General features: G+C 36.0%; 20 protein-coding genes. 3 read left to right on the forward strand and 17 right to left on the reverse strand.

Annotation, left to right across the window (positions count from 1 at the left end; all coding sequences use genetic code 11):
- Nucleotides 1-94: 94 nt before the first annotated feature.
- The 3 genes from HZI73_RS15035 to HZI73_RS15045 all read right to left on the reverse strand — a co-directional run bounded on the left by HZI73_RS15035 (nt 95) and on the right by HZI73_RS15045 (nt 4,294).
- A complete protein-coding gene (locus HZI73_RS15035; protein ID WP_212694198.1) occupies nt 95-2,002 on the reverse strand; it encodes a beta-glucoside-specific PTS transporter subunit IIABC in 1,908 nt (635 codons plus the stop codon).
- A 12-nt stretch (nt 2,003-2,014) separates the two neighbouring features.
- Complete coding sequence (locus HZI73_RS15040; RefSeq protein WP_212694199.1) at nt 2,015-3,427, reverse strand: glycoside hydrolase family 1 protein; 1,413 nt, start codon at nt 3,425-3,427, stop codon at nt 2,015-2,017.
- Between the two features lie 279 nt (nt 3,428-3,706).
- On the reverse strand, nt 3,707-4,294 hold the full coding sequence (locus HZI73_RS15045) for an HD domain-containing protein (protein WP_212694200.1): 588 nt from the start codon (nt 4,292-4,294) through the stop codon (nt 3,707-3,709).
- A 355-nt stretch (nt 4,295-4,649) separates the two neighbouring features.
- On the opposite strand from HZI73_RS15045, the gene HZI73_RS15050 reads away from it, so the two are divergent.
- Complete coding sequence (locus tag HZI73_RS15050; protein ID WP_212694201.1) at nt 4,650-5,009, forward strand: DUF1292 domain-containing protein; 360 nt, start codon at nt 4,650-4,652, stop codon at nt 5,007-5,009.
- A 62-nt stretch (nt 5,010-5,071) separates the two neighbouring features.
- On the opposite strand, the gene HZI73_RS15055 is transcribed toward HZI73_RS15050, so the two are convergent.
- From HZI73_RS15055 to HZI73_RS15065, 3 genes are all read right to left on the reverse strand, one after another.
- Nucleotides 5,072-6,319, reverse strand: a complete 1,248-nt coding sequence (locus HZI73_RS15055) for a glutamate-5-semialdehyde dehydrogenase (RefSeq protein WP_212694202.1) — start codon at nt 6,317-6,319, stop codon at nt 5,072-5,074.
- 98 nt (nt 6,320-6,417) lie between these two features.
- Complete coding sequence (locus HZI73_RS15060) at nt 6,418-6,969, reverse strand: 5-formyltetrahydrofolate cyclo-ligase (protein ID WP_212694203.1); 552 nt, start codon at nt 6,967-6,969, stop codon at nt 6,418-6,420.
- Nucleotides 6,966-7,175 carry a DUF896 domain-containing protein gene (locus HZI73_RS15065; RefSeq protein ID WP_212694204.1) on the reverse strand — a complete coding sequence of 70 codons (210 nt, stop codon included), beginning with the start codon at nt 7,173-7,175 and terminating at the stop codon, nt 6,966-6,968. The genes HZI73_RS15060 and HZI73_RS15065 overlap by 4 nt, the downstream gene beginning before the upstream one ends.
- A gap of 288 nt (nt 7,176-7,463) precedes the next feature.
- On the opposite strand from HZI73_RS15065, the gene HZI73_RS15070 reads away from it, so the two are divergent.
- Nucleotides 7,464-8,423 carry a hypothetical protein gene (locus HZI73_RS15070; RefSeq protein WP_212694205.1) on the forward strand — a complete coding sequence of 320 codons (960 nt, stop codon included), beginning with the start codon at nt 7,464-7,466 and terminating at the stop codon, nt 8,421-8,423.
- Nucleotides 8,424-8,626: 203 nt separating this feature from the next.
- Here the strand turns inward: HZI73_RS15070 and proB are convergent, their stop codons facing one another.
- Nucleotides 8,627-9,424, reverse strand: coding sequence for a glutamate 5-kinase (gene proB / locus HZI73_RS15075; protein WP_212694206.1), 798 nt, complete (start codon nt 9,422-9,424; stop codon nt 8,627-8,629).
- 246 nt (nt 9,425-9,670) lie between these two features.
- Between proB and HZI73_RS15080 the strand changes: the two genes are divergently transcribed.
- A complete protein-coding gene (locus HZI73_RS15080) occupies nt 9,671-11,218 on the forward strand; it encodes a carboxypeptidase M32 (protein ID WP_212694207.1) in 1,548 nt (515 codons plus the stop codon).
- 61 nt (nt 11,219-11,279) lie between these two features.
- Here the strand turns inward: HZI73_RS15080 and HZI73_RS15085 are convergent, their stop codons facing one another.
- From HZI73_RS15085 to HZI73_RS15130, 10 genes are all read right to left on the reverse strand, one after another.
- The gene (locus HZI73_RS15085; RefSeq protein WP_212694208.1) at nt 11,280-12,860 is read right to left on the reverse strand and encodes an NAD(P)/FAD-dependent oxidoreductase; all 1,581 of its coding nucleotides are present in this window, start codon (nt 12,858-12,860) and stop codon (nt 11,280-11,282) included.
- A gap of 52 nt (nt 12,861-12,912) precedes the next feature.
- On the reverse strand, nt 12,913-14,145 hold the full coding sequence (locus tag HZI73_RS15090; RefSeq protein WP_212694209.1) for a BaiN/RdsA family NAD(P)/FAD-dependent oxidoreductase: 1,233 nt from the start codon (nt 14,143-14,145) through the stop codon (nt 12,913-12,915).
- 73 nt (nt 14,146-14,218) lie between these two features.
- The gene (locus HZI73_RS15095; protein ID WP_212694210.1) at nt 14,219-16,684 is read right to left on the reverse strand and encodes a glycoside hydrolase family 3 C-terminal domain-containing protein; all 2,466 of its coding nucleotides are present in this window, start codon (nt 16,682-16,684) and stop codon (nt 14,219-14,221) included.
- 183 nt (nt 16,685-16,867) lie between these two features.
- The gene (locus HZI73_RS15100) at nt 16,868-17,926 is read right to left on the reverse strand and encodes a hypothetical protein (protein WP_212694211.1); all 1,059 of its coding nucleotides are present in this window, start codon (nt 17,924-17,926) and stop codon (nt 16,868-16,870) included.
- Nucleotides 17,927-18,023: 97 nt separating this feature from the next.
- Nucleotides 18,024-19,655 carry a putative polysaccharide biosynthesis protein gene (locus HZI73_RS15105; protein ID WP_212694212.1) on the reverse strand — a complete coding sequence of 544 codons (1,632 nt, stop codon included), beginning with the start codon at nt 19,653-19,655 and terminating at the stop codon, nt 18,024-18,026.
- Between the two features lie 272 nt (nt 19,656-19,927).
- A complete protein-coding gene (locus HZI73_RS15110) occupies nt 19,928-20,326 on the reverse strand; it encodes a cytidine deaminase (protein ID WP_212694213.1) in 399 nt (132 codons plus the stop codon).
- Nucleotides 20,327-20,401: 75 nt separating this feature from the next.
- Nucleotides 20,402-21,583 carry a DUF3048 domain-containing protein gene (locus HZI73_RS15115; protein WP_212694214.1) on the reverse strand — a complete coding sequence of 394 codons (1,182 nt, stop codon included), beginning with the start codon at nt 21,581-21,583 and terminating at the stop codon, nt 20,402-20,404.
- Nucleotides 21,584-21,668: 85 nt separating this feature from the next.
- Entirely contained in the window at nt 21,669-22,040 is a 372-nt protein-coding gene (locus tag HZI73_RS15120; protein WP_212694215.1) for a diacylglycerol kinase, read from the reverse strand.
- Nucleotides 22,037-22,534 (reverse strand): rRNA maturation RNase YbeY, encoded by a 498-nt coding sequence (gene ybeY, locus HZI73_RS15125; protein WP_212694216.1) that lies wholly within the window; start codon nt 22,532-22,534, stop codon nt 22,037-22,039. The genes HZI73_RS15120 and ybeY overlap by 4 nt, the downstream gene beginning before the upstream one ends.
- The gene (locus HZI73_RS15130) at nt 22,512-23,924 is read right to left on the reverse strand and encodes an HD family phosphohydrolase (RefSeq protein WP_212694217.1); all 1,413 of its coding nucleotides are present in this window, start codon (nt 23,922-23,924) and stop codon (nt 22,512-22,514) included. The genes ybeY and HZI73_RS15130 overlap by 23 nt, the downstream gene beginning before the upstream one ends.
- Nucleotides 23,925-23,930: the final 6 nt, after the last annotated feature.

The raw sequence follows: 23,930 nt of genomic DNA on the forward strand, positions 1-23,930 counted from the left end.
ATCACCTAGGTTTTATTATTGATGTGCTTGCCTTCTATTCAAAGCTATCACTTATTGCCAGAACTGTCAATAAGCAATAGCTAAATAGGTTTTTTTATACTATAAGCGTTATTAATTCATCGTGTATCGTCACTTGTTGACCAATATCAAATACCACATCTGCATATTGGTCAGCATTCGTGATGAGAACAGGTGTTGTTACAGAATAACCTTCTTTTTTAATGGCTTCTATATCAAATGTTAAAAGAACTTGTCCTTTTTTAACACGGTCTCCTTGTTTCACTTGAGCGTTAAAGTATTTTCCTTCTAATTGAACTGTATCCACACCAATATGGATCAACATCTCAGCACCACTATCCGTATGTATACCTATAGCATGATTGGTATTAAATAGTGATACAATAACACCATCCTCCGGTGCTATGAGTTGCCCATTTTGAGGGAGAATAGCTACGCCACTACCTAATGCACCACTAGAAAAAGCAGCATCATCAACATCTGTCAGTGGAATCACTTCTCCATTTATAGGACTATTCAAATGAATGGTTTCGCCTGTAGGCGTTTGCTTTTCTGGTAAGTCATTTTTCTTTTTATCTTTGTATAGGACATAAGTAACGACAAAAGAAAATACAATTGCCACACCACAAGCAATAATTGCCCATATCATACCCGAGATATCATTGGTTGCACCATTAATATAAGCTGTAAATCCAAAGATACCCATCCCAGCAACCATATAACTTTTAACGCCTGCAGCCCCAATGATAGCGCCGCCAATGGCAGCACCGATACAAGAAATGATAAACGGTTTCTTACGTGGCAAGGTAATCCCGTATATAGCTGGCTCTGTTACACCAAAAATACCAGAAATAAAGGAAGGAATACATAATGAACGTAACTTTTGATCTTTCGTTTTTAGCATGATCGCTAATACAACTGCAGTCTGTGCAAATGTTGCAGCAAAGAATGGTGACAATATAAAGTCATAACCAAGGGTAGCAAAATTCATCATTACAATTGGTACCATACCCAAGTGTAAACCAAAAATAACCAATACTTGCCATAAACCACCAACTAATATACCTGCGAAGACAGGACTCAAGCTAAATGCTGAAGATGTTATGATACCTACTAGTGATGTTAAGACAGATGAAATGGGTCCTACAACGATAAATGTAAATGGTGTACATATGGCTAATGTAAACAAGGGAACTAAAAATGTTTTTACGGAATCCGGCATGACTTTTTTCATGAATTTTTCAACTTTACTCGCTATAAAAACTGCCATAATAATGGGAACAATTGATGTAGCATAGCCGCTTGCTGGAAGCGTGATGGGTAACCCAAGAAACTCACCGTATACATTCATTGCAAAAGGTGTTGATGAAAACAGGGTTGATATAGCTTCCTTACCAGCCATGACGAGAACGTCATCAACATACAATAATGAACCACCAAGAGCCATCCCAACAAACACATTCACATTGAATTTTTTAGCTGCTGTATATCCTAAAATAATGGGTAGATAATGGAAGAACCCATCTGCAACCGCATAAAGCAGTTGATAAGTGCCGCTTTCTGTTGTTAATGCACCAAAGTATGTAAAAAGAGCTAATAAGCCTTTAATCATACCTGTTGCAGCCAATACCCCTAAGGCTGGTAAAAAGACGCCGGTAATGATATCAATAAATGCAGCTCCAGGACTCAGCTTTTTCCCGTTAACATCTTGTCCAGATGAGGAGCCATCTCCCAAACCACATATCTTGTTGACTACTTCATAAACATGGGATACCGTTTTGCCAATAACCACTTGATATTGTCCACCACTCTGCATCACTGTGATAATACCTTCTGTATTTTTTAAGACATCACTATTGGCTTTACTTTCATCTTTTAATTTGAACCGCAGTCGTGTAGCACAGTGGGTTACACTTATTACATTTGATTTTCCACCTACATGTTTGATGATTGTTCTTGCTAAGCCTTCATATTTGCTATCCATTCGTTATTCCTCCTAGTTTTGTAAAGACTCCCCATTCGTAGCGATAACTTCTTTGTACCATTCAAATGATTTTTTCTTGTATCGCTTCAACGTACCACTCCCATCATCATGCCTATCCACATAAATAAAACCATATCGTTTTTTTAGTTCAGCAGTGGATGCACTCACAAGGTCAATACACCCCCAAGTTGTATAGCCCATGACGTCCACACCATCGTGAATAGCTTCTCTTATTTGAACCAGATGATCGTTGAGATACTGAATACGATAATCATCCATAACCGTCTTTCTACCATCTGGGCCTTCCACCAGTTCATCAACAGCACCTAAACCGTTTTCAACAATAAATAAAGGTTTTTGATAGCGATCATATAATGTATTCAGCACATAGCGTAAACCTTGTGGGTCAATTTGCCATCCCCATTCACTGGCTTTAAGATATGGATTCTTTGTACCCAACAAGATATTTCCTTGACTTGCTTTTTTATCTTGGTCTGCTGTTTCACAAGCACTTGAATAATAGCTAAATGAAATAAAATCAACTGTATGCTTAAGTATTTCTTCATCCCCTGGTTCCATGTGGATATGCACATTGTTTTCTTCAAATAGTCTCTTGGCATAGGATGGATACTGACCTCGAACGTGGATATCGCTAAACAGCAAATTACTTCTATCTGTTGCCATCATTTTGATGATATCGTCAGGATGGGGCGTTAATGGATAAATAGGTAAAGCAATTACCATACATCCAATCTTTGCATCTGGCATAATTTCATGACCAATTTTCGTTGCTAATGCGCTAGCCACTAACTCATGATGAATGGCTTGATATAAGTCTTGTTTGGATAATTCTTCCTTAGGTGTCATAATGCCACCACTCATAAAAGGAGCATGTAGAAGGGTATTAATTTCGTTAAATGTTAGCCAATATTTGACCTTATCTTTATAACGTGTAAATATAGTACGTACATAATTTTCAAAAAAGCCAATCATTTTCCGGTTTCTCCAACCGTCGTACGCCTTAGCTAAATGCAATGGTGTTTCATAATGAGAAATGGTAACCAATGGTTCTATACCATGTTTTAGACACTCATCAAACACTTTATCATAAAATTCAAGACCTAATTCATTAGGCTCCATTTCATCACCTTTTGGAAAAATTCTGCTCCATGCAATGGATAGTCGAAATACTTTAAATCCCATTTCAGCAAAAAGCTTAATATCTTCTTGATAACGGTGATAAAAATCAATACCAACAAGCTTCATATTATCTTCTGTGGGTACTTCGGTAATAGGACCCATAATACCTTGAGGCATGACGTCTTGTGTACTCAATCCTTTGCCATCTTCATTGTAAGCACCTTCACACTGGTTTGCAGCTGTTGCTCCTCCCCATAGAAAGCCCGTTTTAAATCCATTGTTCATGATATTCCTCCTTTTTCATCTTTGTCTCTTATTATTGCACACCTAATAAAGACAATAAAAAAGACCAATATCATTAATCTATAGCATGAGCTATACATTAACAATCTTGGTCTTGCCTGCATAATCAGTCACAATCCATAAACTGTATGTGTTTGTTCATATTTTTATTGTGAAGTAATAATAGCATAATTCCATGTTGATGTCAAATATTTTTTGTTGTTTTTGTCGGATTTTAGTACGAGACCTTTATATTTTTGGTAGCATTTAACAACGATTGCTCTAATTATTAACTTCATCTACTTTACACTTACCTAATACTTGCATAGCACTTTGATACTGATCACTTATCATTTCTTTAGCTTCATCCGTTAATTTATTCCAGCTTCTTTCTATTTTTCCCCTAACCCATGCAGCTCCCTCATCAATGCTCAGTTGCTTCTTTACATATACCATATACAGCAAAGATGGTACATGAACAATATGGGCCATGGCATCTGCATCTGCTAAGCATCTGGCTTCTTTTAAATCTGTCATGATTCGCACACTTCCACGGTGAGCAATGATACATGCTTTCACTTTCTCAATCTTCTCTTCAGGGTAATTCAGATGTCGTAGAATACGTTCTGCCTCACGAGCGCCATGTAAATGATGGTCCTTTATGTATTGCTCATCAATGATACTGGCATAATCATGGAGCAAAGCAGCTATTTCAACAATCTCTATGTCTGCTCCAATTTTTTCTGCTAACATCTTAGCATATTTTACTACACTCACAATATGATGAGACCAAATACCGTAACCAAATATATTATCACTACTTTTGCATCTTTCTTCCATTTCATGAGCTATGATCTCTCTTATGTCCATATCTTCGTCTCCTTTATTTTAAGTTTTTTCTTGTCTATTGATAGATTTTGAGTATCTTCACGTCTCCTAATTCACGACTATATTTTTTGTTCTTTTATTATACCTTTTTATGTAGGGTATGTATATGACAATAACTTAAATGTACCCACAATTCATATTGAGTCTATCTAAAACGGCATATTTTCTGTTGTAATGGGAAATCTATTAATATCTATAAATATTTTACTAAACTGCCTATATTTTACTTTCATTCTAATACATTTTATCATATAATATGAAAGAGGTACTAAACCCATTTATTGAATTGAAGAATATAATGAACCATAAGGTTCCATTATTTAGACAGGAGAATAATATGAGTAAAGACAAAAAACACGAATGTAACTGCAATCATGACCACGACCAACAACATGAACATGAATGTGAATGTAACCATGATCATGAAGGTGACTGCTGCAACCACCAGCATGACAAAATTAAGTTAACTTTTGATGACGATGAAACACTAGAATGCTTAGTGATTGGTATTTTTGATGTGGAAGATAAAGAATATATTGCTTTATTACCTGAAGATGAAGACGAAGTCGTTTTCTACAGATATGCAGCCATTAATGAAGAAGAAGTAGACTTAACAGATATTGATGACGATGATGAGCTAGAACTTGTTTACCAAACATTCTTGACATTAATTGAACAAGAAGAGAGCGAAGAATAGACATGTAACAAGAAGGCTTTTCACTCAGTAACCACGGGTGAAAAGCCTTATATTATGTCTACTTAAACTCTAATTTGACCATTTCCGTAGATAATGTACTTGGTAGTGGTCAATTCTTTTAATCCCATTGGACCTCTGGCATGTAACTTCTGAGTACTTATACCAATTTCTGCACCAAAACCAAACTCAAAACCATCTGTAAAGCGTGTGGATGCATTGACATAGACTGCTGCCGCATCAACTTCATCAAGAAACCGCCTTGCATGGGTATAATTTTCTGTTATAATGGCTTCTGAATGCTTGGTGTTGTAACGATTAATATGTTTGATGGCTTCATCTAAGTCCTTAACAATCTTAACGGATAATTTATAATCTAAATATTCCGTACCATAATCTGCTTCTTCTGCAGCCCCAATGGTAGGTACAATACGTTGAGAGGAAGCATCACCTACAATATCTACCTGAAAAGCTTTCAATTGTGTACATGCCTCTGGTAAAAATGCATCTGCAACAGCTTCATGAACCACAAGGCTTTCACAAGCATTACATACACCTGGACGTTGTGTTTTTGCATTGACAAGGATATCTGTGGCCATGGTAAGATCTGCCTCTTGATCCACATAGATATGGCAATTTCCCACCCCTGTTTCTATAACAGGAACTGTACTGTTATGAACAACTGCTTGGATAAGTCCAGCACCACCTCTTGGAATTAATACGTCTAGATAGTCATTTAGCTTCATCATGTCAGTTGCCGTTTCTCGACTGGTATCTTCAATAAGTGATACTGCGTCGACTGGCATATCCACTTGACGTAAAGCTTCACGAATCACTTCCACAATTTTCATATTGGAATGAATGGCTTCTTTTCCACCTCGTAGTATGACAGCATTACCTGTCTTAAAACATAGTGCAAAGGCATCCACCGTTACATTAGGTCTTGCTTCGTAAATAATACCGATTACGCCTAATGGTACAACTCTTTGCCCTATTTCAAGGCCATTTGGCTGCTTTTTCATCCCTAGCACTTCACCTATGGGATCATCCAGTTTGATAATTTTAGCTATGCCTTCAGCCATGGCATGAATACGGCTTTCAGTTAATGTTAAGCGATCAATTAATGTACCCTTCACACCGTTTTCTTCTGCATGCATTATATCTAGTTGATTAGCTTCTAACAGTACATCTTGATGCTCTATTAATGCATGAGCCACCCTATCAAGGGCTTTATTTTTATCAACTGAGGATAGGTTAGCCAAAGCAATTTTTGCTTCATTGGCTAATTGACCCTTTTTTATTAATTCATTCATTGGATTCACCTCTTTTTCATCATCATACTTATTAACGATTTTACCACGTTTTTTAACCCTTTACAAGAGTAAAGGGTTAATGTGGATTGATTATCTTTTCACTTTATCCAGCCTACTTCTGTGAGTATGTAGTCTGGTTTGATATCATAAGGGTCGGGCTTCAATGCGTCTACAAGTTGGTTATTATAGCATAGGGCAATTAACATAGGTTTTTCTTGTAATTTAGCTAAATAGCGATCATAAAAACCGCCTCCGTACCCTATACGATTCCTGTTTTTATCAAACACAACACCTGGCATAATAAGCAAAGAGTCTCTTGTTGGTATATGATCAATGGTTGGTTGGGGCTCTAATATACCATATCTACCTGTTGTTAAATCCTCCATTGACGTAATGGGATAAAAAAGCATCTGGCCTTTACCCATAACTTTTGGCACATACACTTCTTTATTATCTTGCCAAGCTTGGTGTATAATACCTCGTGTATCCACTTCGTGGTCATGACTAACATAGCAAAACAGCTTCGTGCATTGTTGGTAATAACTGCTATGAACAAGCTTATGACCTATGATGTGCCCTTTGTTTTTTACCTCATTAGGCAACATGGCTTTTCGACGTACTAAATAGGTTTGTCTCATGATCTGCTTCATTTTTTTTTCTTAGGTACGACAGGTCGAATGTTCCCATCTTGATCTTTGATCTTGATGGTTTTCATGGTATGTTTAAAATTCTTACGTACTAAGGACAAGTATTCATCTCTTAATAGTGATTGTTCTATTTTCTCTTCATCCGTTAACCCTTCTATTTTAGCTTTTTTAGCTAAAGCATTAATACGATCTAATTTTTTCTGTTCCATAAATTGCCTCCACATCTATCTTCATACATTTTTTTAAATTTGTCTTTGTTACCAGTTTTACCAAGCTTATAAAGATAATACTAATTATAAGTCAATAAAAATTTTTTTCAACATATAATTGTATTTTTTTCTTAAGAATATCAAATAATAATATATATTAATGTTGATTGTGTAAAAAATAATCCTATGAGATACTTTTATGATTAGACACTATTCAACTTATAAACCTGGTAAATATAATGACAATCTTTTAATTGACGTAGATTTTACCATTTTGGAGTGAAAAATATGATAAAAAAACTATTTGTATTGTTTATCATCACATGTCTCATTGCAAGTGGATGTGGGACGAAACAGGATGACAAGAAAAACACATCATTAGTCAGTAAATCGCTAAAATATCAACTTGTCAACATCACCGATGAGATCATTAAACTATTAGAAGATAAAGATTATATAAAATGCTATGATGAGTTGACAAATTTTCATGAAAAAGCCAATGAAGTTGGTGTCTATTATGTTGCCGATAATGACCCTGATGCTGTTGATTTCAAATCATTAATTAATGAATTAAGTAAAAACATTAGTAATGAAGCAGATAAACAGAAGATACAACAAGTTGCCATTGATGTAGAAAAGAGTCAAATTAAAATTTTGACAGAAATGGCTGGTGGTGGGAAAGAAGATGGGGAGCAAAAACAATCTGGTGGAGAACAAGATTCAAGTAAATCTAGTGGTGGCAGTTCCGGTGATAAAGAATCCTCTGAAAACGGGGACGATATGAGTTCTGGCGGTGGTGACGCTCAACAACAAGAAAAAGACGCAGAAATTATTTTACCACAAGAAGAATTGTTAAAAAAGTATCCTGAACTACTGCTAACAGATAATGATTTAGCTATACAGAATCGAGCATCTGATTTGTATAAGTATTGCAGTTACATTCTAACCAAAGAAGAAAATGATAAAAAATCAGGTTTAATTAAGCTGAAATATTATCTCTATAAAATTAAATACCTTGCTAAACTAGATAAATACCCAGATATAGGCAAATATCATGATAGTCTTAAAAGTGAATGGAATATGGAATTTTCAAAAGCACAAAAAACCAGTGAAAAAGACGCTAAGATACTGAATTCCATCATTGATAACTTAGATAATCAAATTAGAGAAAAAAATGTTCCCGTTATTGAGATAACCAATGAATTGGCCGTTAAAGCTATTAATAACATTATTGATAAAACCAGTTAACGCTAAGGGGCTGTTTCATTAAAAGCAATTGTTGGCTAGAAGTTTTTGGTAACTATAAGAGGTTAAGCTTCTCAGGCCCTTAAACGTCCGTGTTTAGAGGGCTTGCGCTCCGCCGTCCATGGCTGCGCTTTACGCTTAACCTCTTATAGTTGCCTACGATATTGACGTTATTTGCTTTTTAAGACAGCCCCCATTTATGGCTATTAATGGGCAATAAATAGCGTTCCTATGGGCTTACCTTCAAATATCTTACCAATGACATGATGCATACCAGCATTGGCTATGATCATGTCTACCCCATGGTCCGTTGCAATTTGAGCCGCGCATATTTTGGTAGCCATACCACCTGTACCCACGCAGGAACCAACCCCACCAGCCATTTTTTCAATTTCTTCTGTTATTTCTTCTACTTCTGGTATATGCATGGCTTTATTATTCTTGCGAGGGTCTTCACTATATAAACCATCAATATCAGATAGTAGTATCAGCAAGTCGGCGGTAATTAACGATCCAACAATAGCGGATAAAGTATCGTTATCCCCGTATACGATTTCTTCTGTAGCGACCGTATCGTTCTCATTAACAATGGGAATAACGCCCATCTTTAATAATGCATTGATAGTGTTTTGAGCATTCTGACGGCGTACAGGGTGATCCATTAAATCTTTTGTGATGAGAATCTGAGCTACTTTTTGATTGTATTCACCAAATATTTTCTGATAGCACATCATAAGATTAGCTTGCCCAATAGCTGCAACTGCCTGTTTTTCTTCTATAAGAGAAGGTCGTTTCGTTAAATTCATAACTTTTGTTCCAACAGCAATAGCACCAGAACTGACAAGAACAACTTCTTTCCCCATATTTTTTAAGTTGATAAGTTCTCGAATGAATTTTTCTAAACGTCCATAGTCTATTTCACCTGTCTCACAATGGGTGATGGATGAGGAACCTATTTTAATTACTATTTTTTTCTTGTTTATTAGATTTTCTCGAATTGTCATGTCTATTCCACCTACTCATGATTCATTAAATTAACATGTTAAAGTCACGTTAAACTTCTTATATTGTACATGACCTCTAAGGATTTATCAAGAACAATTTTATGCTTCTAGATTTCTTATGCCCTTCAGGCATTATTGGAAATATAATTTTTTAAATAAACTAAAATCAGGTTTTTAGATTAAATATAGAGGGTTCCATATCTATCCTTTTATTGTTATAATAGAGAAAGTGGTATATGACCACACATGTCACAAAAGAATAAGAATATAATTGAGGTGATGACAATGGATATGAAGGATGCCATTAAACAACTGAACGACATTGATAACAAGCTACATGCCATTAATCATGCACAGGCTATTATTTATTGGGATGCCGCTACTGGTGCTCCTAAAAACAGTGTTGAAGGAAGAGCCAATACACTCTCTATTTTAACTGGGGAATATTATCAAACCCTTGTAAACGAAACATTTGATAATCTATTAAAGGAATTGGCAGAGCAGAAAGATGCACTAGATTTCGTTACATTACGAAAGGTAGAAGAATTTCGCAATGAATACGACAAAATAGCTAAAATTCCTGTTGATATGTATAAAGCTTATACGGCAGATCAAGCAAAAGCTAGTGTGGCATGGGAAGAAGCTAAAGAAAAAAGTGATTTCTCCATCTTTGCACCCCATCTGGAGAAACTCGTTGACTATAATAAAAAATTCATTGAATATCGAGGATTTCAAAAACACCCCTATAATACTTTGTTAGGTGATTATGAAAAGAATCTAACGACAGATGAATTGGACGAGTTCTTTAGTGAATTAAAACATACCATCGTTCCTTTGGTGACTAAAATCAATGCATCCCATGTAAAGGTCAATAATGACTTTACAAAACTTAGCTATCCTATTGATAAACAAGAAGCACTTAATAAAGATTTATTAAAAGCTATTGGCTTTGACATGGATTCCGGCATCATGGCTAAGAGTGTTCACCCGTTCACAACAAATTTTAATCGTCATGATGTACGTGTTACGACACGCTATTTTGAACATAATCCTTTTTCTGCTATTTATAGTACCATTCATGAAGGTGGACATGGTATCTACGAGCAAAATATTGGTGAAGCATTGGATTTTTCAACACTTGGAACAGGAACATCCATGGGTATTCATGAATCTCAATCTCGCTTTTTTGAAAATATTATAGGACGCTCCTATCCTTTTATGGCTTATTTCTTCCCTATTTTTAAAGAAGCATTTCCAGAAAACTTAAAAGACCTATCTTTATATGATTTCTACCTTGCTGTGAATAAATCGGAACAATCACTTATACGTATTGAAGCAGATGAATTAACATATTCATTGCACATTATGATTCGTTATGAAATTGAAAAACTGCTCATCGAAAACAAGGTACTTGTTAAGGATTTGCCCGCTTTATGGAATAAAAAATATGAGGAATATATGGGGCTTATACCTGAAAATGATGCTGAAGGTGTGTTACAAGATGTCCATTGGTCAGAAGGTTTATTTGGTTATTTCCCATCTTATGCTTTAGGTAGTGCTTATGCTTCCCAATTTGCTCATGCTATGCGTAAAGAGTTTGATTTATCGGAAGACCTTAAAAAAGGTGATTTTTCTAGGATCAAAGATTGGTTAAGAACCCATATTCATCAACATGGTCGTCTGCTCAATCCATCAGAGATCATAGAAAAAACAACAGGTGAACCTTTTAACCCCAAATATTATACCGAATATCTTAAAGAAAAATACAGTGAAATCTATAAATTAAAAGATTAACATGATGAGGGTCCAGTTATACAAGTTATCGTATACACTGGACCCTTACTTATATGATGGGTTATTTATTATGAACAATAGCTTCCGCAACTTTTATACCATCCATAGCAGCTGACATAATACCACCAGCATAACCAGCACCTTCTCCACAGGGATATAAGCCTCGAATATTGCTCATGTAGATGTCATCTCTGAGGATACGGATAGGTGATGATGATCTGGTTTCTACTCCTGATAAGATAGCATCCCCTCTGCCAAAGCCTGGAATTTTTTTATCAAAAGCCTGTATGCCTTCTTGAATAGCATCACAAACATAGGGTGGTAAACATTCCCGTAAATTAGCTAGCTTATATCGTCCTACGCTAGGTTGTATCTCCCCTAGCTCGGTGGATGGTCGATTCACCATAAAATCACCTGCTAATTGGACAGGTATATGATAATTTCTTCCACCTGCATCAAATGCCAAGGACTCCCATTTTCTTTGAAACGTTACACCAGCTAATACATCATCTTCTGGAAAATCATCAGGTGTTACATTCACTAATAATGCACTGTTGGCATTGGCTTCATCTCTTAAATAATTACTCATACCATTGGTTACAACGTGACCAAGCTCTGAACTTGCATTCACCACGTACCCTCCTGGACACATACAGAAGGAGTATACCCCTCGTCCATTTAGACAATGATGGGATAACTTATAGTCTGCAACAGGTAAAGCTTTATGCTGGTAATAGTCACCATACTGTTGTTTATTAATCATGATTTGAGGATGTTCAATGCGAAGACCTATAGCAAATGGCTTTTTTTCCATGGCAACTTTCATGTCTTTTAGCATACGAAATGTATCTCTAGCACTATGCCCGATAGCCAGGACCACATGTTGGGTGCTAATCACTTCTGAGTCATTAACTTGAACACCTGTTATGGCTTCATTTTCAATCACAAGTGAGGTTACAAGACTATGAAAACGTACTTCCCCACCCAATCCGATAATTTTTTCACGCATGTTCTGAACAACTTCACGTAGATAGTCTGTTCCAATGTGAGGTTTACTATCAAATAGAATCTCTTTTGGTGCACCAGCGGCTACAAATTCTTCGAGTACTTTCTGATTACGCTTGTATTTGTCTTTAACCATGGTATTCAGTTTACCATCTGAAAAAGTACCTGCACCACCTTCCCCGAACTGTACATTGGATGAGATGGATAGTTCACCTGTGTTAAAATAGGTTTGTACATCTTTTACCCGTTGATTAACTTCTTCTCCTCGCTCTAATAGAATTGGTCGTAAACCTTGCTCTGCCAGAATAAGTCCACAAAAAAGTCCTGCCGGTCCTGTTCCGATAACTACTGGACGGTCATCTAATTGACATAATGCATGTGGAAATTGATAGCTTGTTGGTTTTGTTGTCATTAACGTTTTTTTGCTACGTGCCAAAAGAGCTTCTTCCTCTTTCACCTTTACATCTACGGTATAGACGATTCTAATATCGTTCTTCTTCCTTGCATCGATAGATTTCTTAACAACGCTATAATCCAATAACTGATTGTCTTTTACATGGAGCACCTTAAGAATTTTTCTCTTAATGTCCCCTTTTTTATGATCAAGTCTAAACTTTAACTGTTGTAATCTAATCATGATATGTCCTTTCTAAAACACAATCTTAATACTATTTCTCTACCTTATCCATTTATGACTGACTAGCTCCAACTGCCGCAACATAACCTGAACTCCATGCCCATTGCAGATTATAGCCTCCACAGTCCCCATCCACATCTAATAGTTCACCACAATAATAGATACCTGGCATTTTATTGGATTCTAGTGTTTGATGATCGATCTCGGTGGTCTTAACACCGCCAGCCGTAACTTGAGATTGATTCCATTGATGGGTGCCATGAATATGCAGTTTTAGCCCTTTCAACCATATAACCAGATTCTGTCGTTCTTGCTTACTTATATCTGCTGCTTTTTTATTAGGCGCTATACCTGTTTCTTTTAATAGGACAGGTATCATCCGTTTATTGATGAAACCAATGAAGTTATCTTGTATAGTTTTGTACGGCATACCCGTCAAACGCTCGATTAGGGCTTTATCCAACTCTTTTTTTGATAAGTCACTCATCAAATCAAGGGATAAATAGACGTTTTTATTATTGTTTATCCTATCCGATGCAATACGGCTTACTTGTAAAATAGGAGGACCGGATACACCATAGTCCGTAAAAAGTATCTCGCCATATTCCTCTCGTAATATATGATCTCTCTCATCTAAAATACTAGCTTTTCCTGTAATCTTGACACCTTTTAATTGTTTCAAAAAAGGTGCATCTGATTTTAATTGAACCAAAGAAGGTATTGGTCTAATCACTGTATGTCCCATAGCTTTTGCCAATTCATATCCTGTGCCATTAGAACCCAAATCAGGGGTGGATTTACCTCCTGTTGCTAGAATAATCTTATGACCGTAATACTTATTATTTTGCTTAGTATACACGACAAACTGCTTATTTTGTTCAATTTTAATCACTTCTTCGTCACATAGGACTGTCACCTTTAACCTTTCTACTTCATGACGCAGAACATCCAATACGGATCCGGCTTGTAATGATCTGGGGTATACTTTTCCAGATGCTGTAATGGTCGGATGGATGCCAAGCTCTTGAAAAAAAGACATGGTGTCTGTTACATTAAATGCCTTTAATATCCCTTCTATGAATGTATGATGACCTCCATGAAAACACTTATACGTACAGTGAACATTGGTCATGTTGCAACGTCCATTACCTGTTGCTAATATTTTTTTGCCTACTCTATCTTTTCTTTCCAATAAGGTAACCTTAGCACCACGTCGTGCAGCCACAATAGCTGCCATCAACCCAGAAGCCCCACCACCTATAATTATTATTTTATTTTTAGCCATCAAAAAACCTCACATTATATAATAAACCCATTTTATAGGATTTATGATATGAATGCAAGGCTTTCTTCCAGTGTTAGGACCTTCCATGGATTTTTTTAATCATTAGCAAGCTTCTAAAAAATTTAATACCTTTTATCAGGCGCTTTTTCTTGTTGGCAATGGCAACAATGAACTCTCCTATTTCATCGGTAAACAGCCCTTGACTTAGATTTACTAAACATCGAATGGGCGTCTCCCATAACATGTTCTGCATCATTTCACTGGTCATTTCATCTTTAATGGTGTGCTCAATATGATTTTCATACATCTTTACAATAAAAGAAACCATGTATTTACCAAGATTATTCTTAATATCAATGAGTCTTGAATTCATGGTAAATGGGGTTTCAATGGTGTCTTTGATAGGATGTCCATATAACAATTTAAACTCTGCCGCACTCACTCTATTCATACTGTCATCCTGAGCATAATAACTGGGTAGCAATTCTTTTATTTGATTTTTCTCTTCATTATATTGAGAAGTTGATTGTATTTCTAATGAAGCCTGTAGGCGAAGATCACGTGATGATGCACCTACTAATATGTCAAAAATTCCAGATTCCACACACCAATCTTTCATTTCTACATTATAGTATGCAAAATCACGCTTATGTAAAGTCATGACCACTTCTTTTGTTTGGTTAGGTAATAAACTCATTTTATGAAATCCTTTTAATTCTTTTTCGGGTCTAAAAATACTAGATACTCTATCTTTTATGTACAGCTGAACAACTTCTTTTCCCTCCACCAAACCTGTGTTTGTCACTTTAAATGTTACTGTTAAACCTTCTGTATCTTTTATTTTCTGCTGACTTAACCTTAAATCAGTGTATACAAATGTCGTGTAACTTAATCCATGTCCAAAGGGGTATAACACATCGATAGATGCCGTATCGTAATAACGATAGCCCACATAGATACCTTCTCGATACTGCACCTGTTGTTTATATTTTGGAAAGTTACGGTAGGTAGGATTATCCTTTAATCTTAGTGGAAAAGTTTCCGTCAGTTTGCCAGAAGGATTAATATCTCCATATAAAATGTTAGCAATAGCGTATCCACCCCCTTGACCAGGCAGATAACATGCTAAAATAGCTTTTACCCTATCTACCCAGGGCATTTCAACTGGACCGCCATTCATTAATATCACGACAATGTTTGTATTAACTTGACTGATTTCAAGTATTAATTGACGGTGGGGCTCAGGTAGTGCCATATCTTTACGGTCAATACCTTCTGATTGACAACTTTCAGGGGTACCAATAAATAATAAAGCTATATCTGATTTCCTTGCTAAATCCGTGGCTTCATGAATTAATTGAGGATCAAGTAAATGATCATGGGTATGATAGCCTTTAGCATAGGTAACAGTTGTTGTTCCTGTTATTTTAACAATTTGTTCATAAGCATTATCAATCCTTGTTGGATTAATACGTGAACTCCCTAATCCTTGATACATAGGCTTTAAGGCATACTCACCAATAATAGCTACTTGACATGTTTTGGATAAAGGCAATATGTGGTCTTTGTTTTTTAGTAAGACCAAGGACTCACAAGCAATATGTCTAGCTATGTGATGATGTTCTTGTCGATCATAGGCCGTTTCTTGATGAATAGATAATGCATCATACCCCTTCAGTATGCGTTTAACCGTTTTATCGAGAACGTCCTCTTTTAAGTTTTTTTTCTTCACTGCCATGACAATTTTTTTATTATTTTTTCCACAGCTTGAGGGCATCTCAATATCGGCACCCGCCATAAGACCTTTAACGCGGTCGTTAATGGCTCCCCAATCGCTTATAACAATACCTTCAAAACCCCATTCATTTCTTAGAATGTCTTTAAGCAGGTATTGATTTTCACACATGAATTCGCCATTAACCCTATTAAAAGCCCCTAATATGGACCAAGGCTTCGCTGTTTTGACGATATGTTCAAAAGCTGATAGGTATATTTCTCGAAGTGTACGTTCATCAAGGATTGTATCTAATGTCATTCTGTTTTTCTCTTGATTGTTTGCTACGAAGTGATTGAGACATGCACCAACATGGTGACTCTGTAAGCCTTGTACAAATGCAGATGCTAACTCTCCTGTAAGATATGGGTCTTCTGAATAGTATTCATAATTACGGCCGCATAAAGGTGATCTTTTTATATTTACACCTGGACCTAACAAAACTGATACATGTTCAGTTTGGCACTCTCTACCTATATAATCCCCCATAAGATAGAGCAGCTCTTTATCAAAGCTACATGCAACTGTACTTGCAGTTGGGTAACACGTGGATTTGACTGATTCTGTAAAACCAAGGGGATCAAGCAAATTTTTTTGTTTTCTTAAACCATGTGAACCGTCACTCATCATAATTGATGGTATCCCTAACCGATCAATATTTTGTGTCTCCCAATAATTCTTTCCTGAACATAAGCTAGCCTTTTCTTCAAGTGTCATAGCTTGTATCAGCTTTTCAATATTGCTACTTACACTGCCTTTTTCCATCCTAATCCCTCCGTTTGCAGGTTTAAGTGCAGTCAAATATTGATAAGCTTCTGTCCATATTTCCTATTCTGTTTATTAAGTTTATCATATTTAATAATTCATGTAAAGATAGTGTAATTGGCCTACAAAAGGGACTAAATACCCTAGCCACTACCATGCTTAGGTCATAAAGTCCCTTCTTTTTTAGCTCGTATAGTTTTCTAATAATTGAATAAGCTCCAATTCTCCGTTTACTTTAATGCCGTCTTGAAGTTTTTGCATGACTGCTTCGTCTAAACCTGTCATGGGCGCATCAATCACTTTTCTTAAATAGCGTTCTAATAAATCATTTAACTGTTCTTGTTTGAGATCTTCACGATAAGCTTGGTCTTTCTTAAAATCATAGAAAATGCCCATCATACCTTTATATTCTCGGAGTATATACTCCCCACTCTCATTTAATTCATAGAGGTTGTGTAACTTCTTCAACATATCTGTAAGTTCTTCTTCACCATAAACAACAATACCTTCTTTTAGTTTGTCCTGTTCTTCCCAGACCAAGCCACTAATGGGTATATCCACAGTATCTTTTAGGTAATCTTCAAGTTCAATGTCAGCGCCATCATCTCGATAATCATGAAAGACACCTACACGTTTATTATGGGTTTGAATAATATAGTATTTACTAGAATGACCATCAATCACTCTTCTTAAAACAACTTTCTCAGGTGAAAAAGCCATTAACTGAAACTCTGGATAGAACTCTTCCACTTGTTCCCTTGTTAGATTTAACATATAATAAGGTGGTTCTGTGTCTTTTTCGATTTCTAATTTATCATCTTCCATATAATAGTTTTGATATTCTACCCGAGTAGATGACATTATTTTAGGCTCATCCATGGTATCTGCTGAAACCACGTCTTCATTATTCTTACTACTAGCAATAGGTTCAATATCCGTAATCTCAGGCTGATTCGTTTCTTTAGAATCATCTATGTGTTGCTCTTTTTCTTGTGTTGTGTTCTCTTTTTCACCTTGATTATTGACTTTATTGACTAAATTGTCTGCAACAACAGGGTCTTCAGGGACAACATCGTCTTGGGTCGTATGCTCTATTTGATTACCATCTTGCTTATCTTCAACTTTATCGACTTTCATGTTTTGAATAAGCAATTGGGATACTACAATACCTGTTACAAGTAAAATACAGATACTTAAGATGGCTAATTTATTCCTATTTCTAGCTTGATATCTTCTTCTCACCAAAATCACTCCTTACGAGTATTTTTGGTATAAGTATTTACCAACCCATTCATTTTTATACATACTTAAGCATTTTTCTTGTTTTTTTATTAATATCCTAATGTAATAACCTTACTTTTGTTAAAAGTGCTACCATCTTATCACCTTTTGGCATGGCTCGTAACTCTGTTTTATTAACACCTTTTAATTTAATTAATGCAACAACATAGGTTAATGCACTCACAAGTATAGCCAATAATGTAGCCATTGTGTTACTACCTGCAACAAATTCGATTGCAATATAAGTTATGTGACATATTCCTCCCATGATAAGCGCTGCTGCTGCTGGAATCACATAGGTTTTCTTAATATCAAATTGTATATGGGTATATCGCTTAATGGCTGACATATTAAAATATGCAGAGAAAAAAGCAAATATAATGTTGGTGACAACAGCCCCATACAAGTTCGTTTTCAAAGCATATAACAATATACCATTAAAGATCATCTTAATCACTAGGGACTTTAAAGAGCTAATTACAGGAACTCTTAAGCGGTCAATGCCTTGCAAAACACCAATGGATATGGTAGATAAGGCAAAAAATACCACTGAGATAGACCCTATTTGTAATAATTGGGTGCTTAACTCAAGGTGATCATCATTGAAGAGCATGCTAAGAATAGGTTCAGCTAAAACAAATATCCCTACACAAGCAGGTATAGCTACAAACATGGTAAAACGAATAGCTAAGTTAATCTTCTTAACAAGCTGCTGACGGTCCTTTAACACTAATGACGTGGTTATACTTGGAATCGTTGCCGCTGCTAGTGCAGACGCTATGGATATAGGTAAAGTAATAATAATCTTATATTTACCCGTTAACACACCATACAAGGTGTCCGCTGCTTTTTCGGTATAGCCATGAAACCTGAAAGCATCATTAATCATAATCATATCTAAAAAATTCGTTAAATGAAACGCAGCTGATCCAATAACAATTGGAACGGCTGTCATGATAACAAGTTTGCTTATATGACCATAGGAAACGTCCAGTGTCATGTGTTTATCTCTGTTCATGCGTTTCAAAAATACTTGACGAGATAAGAGATAAATACAGATCAGTGTTATAAGACCTGCTAGTGCTCCAATACCTGTACCTAATGTACCACCTGCCGCTCCTAATGCAAGTCCTTGTTTAATAAGAATGCTTGCCATCACAAGGCTGAAAATAGCATTGAACAATTGTTCAATGATCTGGGATACAGCTGTGGGTATCATGGTATTCATACCTTGGAAGTATCCTCTTAAAACTGCCATTAATGAAAATATAAGTAATGTTGGTGATAAGGCTCGTATGGCAGGTACGGAATTTTCGCTGTATACTAAACGAGCTAAAAACTCTGCACCAAAATACATGATGGCAAATGCAAGAACACCAATGATACTTGCAATGCCCATAGCTGATATAAAAACTTTATGGGCTTCTTTATATTTTTTTACAGCCATTCTAGCCGAAATAATTTTGGCAACAGCTGATGGTAACCCATAAGATGAAATAATCAAAGCAAAGGAATAGATTTCAAAGGCTTTACCATAATAGCCCTGTGCTTCATCCCCTAATATATTTAGTAAAGGTACGCGATATGCAAACCCTATTAATCGAACAATAATACCTGCAAGGGCTAATATAGCCCCTTGAACGGCTAAGCTACTACCCCTTCTTTTATGACTCTGCTTCACTTTATCCATCTTTACACCTCAAAATGCGTTATGTACATGCTTTCAATACATAATCCCTTATTTTTATTATTGCACATAGCAACCATCCCTCATGATATTATGATTGCTCATACAATTTTCTATTTTTACAGCTTAAAAGTCTATTCTATTTTATACTAAATTTTAACATTTTTCAAATTAACTTTACATAAAAATCCATAACAAAAGCTACTAAACATTTTCATCAAGATTATCTATATATTCTTGACTCATTTAGTAGCTTTTAAGCTGTGCCTATTGTTTTAGTGATCCAATAAATCTTTTTTCGTAAAACTCAAAGGCAATAAATCTTCTATAGAATATTCTCTTATCTCTCCTGAATGGTTAGCTAAAATAATTGTTCCTTCTGGCATGAGCTCCGCCAGCACTTGTCGACAAATACCGCAAGGCGGTGTAAACTCATCAGATGAACTCACAACAGCTATGGCTTCGAAATCCCTGTCACCTTCTGATATGCCTTTAAAAAGAGCTGTTCTTTCTGCACAGTTTGTTGCACCGTAAGAAGCATTTTCAACATTACATCCTGTATATACCTTGCCATTCTTTGTTACAACAGCAGCTCCCACTTGAAAGTTTGAGTAAGGTACATAAGCAAATGCTTTAGCTTTCATAGCCTCTTTCACAAGGTCACTATTTTTCATGCCTATCAAATCCTTTCATCATATCTTGCGATATGCTTCTTTCAAAATATCTTAGAAACTTACTGTACTCCTTTTTTACTCTTTTGTAAAGGACAGTTTACCCTTTCTATTGGATGGAAATACAGAAACCCACGTTTTTCCTTTATTTAATTTTATTTCTTCGCCTTTTTCGTCATAATATAAGGTAGGATCATAGTGTGATTTTTTTTCCCAAGTCATTTTTTCTACTTTTCCATTGGTGATATAATAGCCGTCACCAGAAGCCACTAACTTCATATCCATACAACCGTAAGGGTCACCTTTGATAACCCACATATTTGTCAGTTGTATGACGATATTTTTGAATGCCAATTGCTCCTCTGTTTCACGGTCAATATGTTCTTTTCCAAACTGGAATCGGTAATAAAGCTTATCATCAGCATTATATTCAAACCAAGGTTTCACTTTATATTGGGAGTAATCTAAGTTGAGATAGGTTGCTTCTTCACCAGAGACTAAATCAATTTCTTCATCAGCAAACTTAAACTTGGCTTCAAAACCTTCTTTGTTTTCCTTTCGATACCCTACAGCGTCCCATGTTTTCATAAGACGTTCAAAACTTGTATAAGTACTATGAGGTCGTTTTCTTGACTTGTCTTGAAATGTCATCATTGCATCCAAACCAGATAAACCATCAATATTAGGTGCGTTCCATTCACTAAACTTCTTTTTTGCATATGTACTTTTTCCATAGTGATTATAGATGGCATCGTGGTCAAAAGAAAAATCCAAGTAATAATGACGTGCACTTCTAACGGGTCCAATCTTCTCTGAATCAAAATCTCTAAATAGAGCAAATAGACGGGTAATACCACCTTCCACTACAGTCTCATATATAATATCCGCTTGAGCAATACCACTCTGAGGCATGGCCAAACTATGATTGTTAATCATAATACCTGTGGGACGTCGATTGGCCGCTTCTTCGCTAATCCACAATCCCGTTAACGTGTTAATGGCCTCACCTTCATGTGTATCAATGAGGGCTTCTGCTTCTAGCTCTTCTTGGGTTGGCTCATCAACAACAATGGTATCATCAATATCTGTTTCATTATCCTTTTCATGCTCTTCACTTTCATTGGATTCATTGGTTTCAGGACTTAGGTTTTCTGTATTGGTTTGAGCCTTATCTTTTTTGCATCCTGTCACCACAACCATCGTTAGTAGGATTACCACCATTAGTGCTTTTAGCATTACTAGATGTCTTGGTTTATTCATTTGCTAATCTATCCCTTCATTGTTAGTTTACCGTCTACTTGTTCATGTGTTCATATTTTTACAACATAGCATAACTTACATATGATTATCCCATGTAGCGTTCAATTATTTTAGGTAAGAAAATAATACATCCTATAATAACTGATCCTAAAGCTGCTAATAAAGTAGCTCCTGCAGCAATATCTTTTGCATATTTAGCCAGTTCACTGTACCGATTACCACACACTAAATCAACGGTGTATTCAATGGCTGTATTGAGGAGTTCTGTAATGATAACGAGCAAAACAGTTATGATTAATACCAGATATTCTCCTGTACTTAGGTGAAAGTACCAAGCCATTAACATCACAATAATCATGGCGAGCAGGTGTAGTTTGAAATTTTTTTCTGTTTTCAGCGCTTGAAAAATTCCTCTAAAAGCACACCGAAAGCTATCCGTTAAGTGTCTGTTCTTCATCGCTCAAGACCTACTTTGCTTAGTATTTGCTCTTGTTTGTTTCTCATAATGGTCTCTTCTTCTTTGGTCATATGGTCATATCCCATAAGATGTAACATGCTATGGGCTGTTAAGAAGCCCATTTCTCTATCTAGAGAGTGCCCAAAACGCAATGCCTGTTCCATAACCTTATCCATGGATATCATAATATCACCCAACATAAGTTCACCCGTATCAAGATCAAAATATTCATCGGATTCCTGATCAATCTGGTCAAAATTACCAGGTTCTTCAAATTCAACCAACGGAAAAGATAGTACATCGGTAGGTTTATCTTGGTTTCGAAACGTCTGATTAACCTCTCGTATACCTTTATTATTTGTTATGGTCATACTAACCTCAGTTTCATAGGGACAGTTTTCTTGATGAAGTGATGCTTCAATCACTTCCCTTATCAACATGTCATATGCTTCATTAAATGTTTGTCCAATCTCATTGTTGATGATTATCGACAATGTTGTCGCCTCCTACTGTGTTGTCTGGATATTTAACCCGTTCATGATACAGTCCATTATACACCTTCATGAATGAATTGCCAATGATCGGCAGTTCCTTAATTTTTAAATGACATTCACTTAATTGGCCTTCTTGAAATTTACTATTGATAATCTCATCAATACATTTCTCGATGTTGGTTAGATGACGGTCTGCTTCTGGAAGAGCCCTTACATATGCCTCTACACAGTCAGCAAGCATAATAATGGCTGCTTCATTGGTTTGAGGCTTTGGTCCATCATATTTGAAAGCTTCCTCGTCCACAGCACCATCATTGTTTTGTATTGCTTTGTGATAAAAGTACTTGACAACAGTATCCCCTTGATGTTGCTTAATAATATGACGAACTGCTTTTGGAAGATGATGGTCTGTAGCTAATTTCACGCCATAGTTTACATGACTAATAATAATCTTAGCGCTGTTTTCTGGGTCAAGTTCATCATGGGGGTTATAACCGTCTTGATTCTCTCCAAAATACATAGGGTCTTTTAGCTTACCCACATCATGGTAGATTGCACCAGTTCTAGCAAGTAAAGCATTTGCACCAATATCATTGGCAGCTGTTTGTGCCAAGTTGGATACCATTTGACTGTGATGATATGTACCTGGTGCCTCTAATAATAAGCGTTGAATAAGCTTTTGGTCCGAATTGGTAAGCTCTAATAGCTTAAGGGGTGTCGCCACATCAAATACCGTTTCAAATAAGGGTAAACTACCTATTGTAATAATAACCGAAAACACGGAATTTAAAACGCTGTATAAGACATCCGTTACTTCCAATTGTGACAAATTGCCATACTGGTATAAGTGAATCAGTAGTATTAAGACAATATTGATTCCAACAAGATAACCGGATACAAACACAAGCATGTGTCTTTTCTTAGCTTGGGTAATAATCATACAGGCTAACGTTCCAGACACAATAAAGAACATTAAAAATAACAAGTCACTTCCACTAACCAATTGAGCAAGTAACGTCAAGACTAAGTGCGTCATAATACCTAGTCGGTTATCAATCATAATCGCTATGAGCATACCTGCAATAGGTATTGGAATTAACAGATACGGTAAACTACTCATAACTACAGTGGTAATCATAAGCAATATATAAATGGATACAAAAAGTACTAATTTATTTCTTTGAGCTAAGAGTTGTTTATGAAACAAATAGATATACAAATACAATAATCCTAAAAGCAACACACCGAAACAAACCACTGGTATTTGATAGCCAATGGATTCATCTCGTAGAGCTATGACAAGCGTTCCAATGGTTACCAATATTGCAAGTATCGCTAATACCCATGTTAAAAAATTTACTTGAATTCTACTGTTTTCTTTTGTCGACACCTAAGT

Origin of the sequence: Vallitalea pronyensis (genome assembly GCF_018141445.1) — a bacterium.
GTDB lineage: Bacteria > Bacillota > Clostridia > Lachnospirales > Vallitaleaceae > Vallitalea > Vallitalea pronyensis.